This window comes from Streptomyces mutabilis, from assembly GCF_014649815.1.
Taxonomy (GTDB): Bacteria; Actinomycetota; Actinomycetes; order Streptomycetales; family Streptomycetaceae; genus Streptomyces; species Streptomyces mutabilis.
On sequence record NZ_BMTT01000152.1, the window covers coordinates 1 to 698 of the forward strand.

Here is a 698-nt window from a genome sequence, read left to right on the forward strand (position 1 = left end):
AACGGAATTAATGTGATAGGTACAGGGCAAACCTACACAAGTGGTATCAAGAATGGTTTAATTGATGATTTTGATATTGCAAGACAAGCAATTAAAGATACAATTAAGAAGGCTTCAATTGCCTCTGGTGTAGATATAAAAGATGTATTTTTAAAACTACCTATCATCGGTACCGAAGTATATGATGAATCAAATGAAATTGAATTTTATGAGGATACTGAAATTGATGGCACGCATATTGAATCAGTTTTAGAAGGTATCCGGGATAAAAATGATGTGCCTGAAACTGAAGTGATAAATGTATTCCCAATTCGTTTTGTAGTTGACAAAGACAATGAAGTTTCAGATCCAAAAGAATTAATTGCAAGACATTCATTAAAAGTAGATGCAGGTGTCATCGCAATCCAAAAATCTATTTTAATCAATATGATTAAATGTGTTGAGGCATGTGGTGTTGACGTGTTAGATGTTTATTCTGATGCGTACAATTATGGTTCTATTCTCACACCAACGGAGAAAGAATTAGGCGCTTGTGTTATTGATATCGGTGAAGACTTAACGCAAGTTGCTTTCTATGAACGAGGAGAACTTGTAGATGCTGAATCTATAGAAATGGCCGGTCGAGACATTACGGATGATATTGCTCAAGGACTAAATACTACATATGACACAGCTGAAAAGGTAAAACATCAATATGG

1 protein-coding gene is annotated in these 698 nt (G+C 34.7%); it reads left to right on the forward strand.

Annotation, left to right across the window (positions count from 1 at the left end):
- Window positions 1-12: 12 nt before the first annotated feature.
- The coding region (locus IE142_RS39830) for a cell division FtsA domain-containing protein (RefSeq protein ID WP_229831239.1) at window positions 13-698 on the forward strand (686 nt) is incomplete at its 3' end.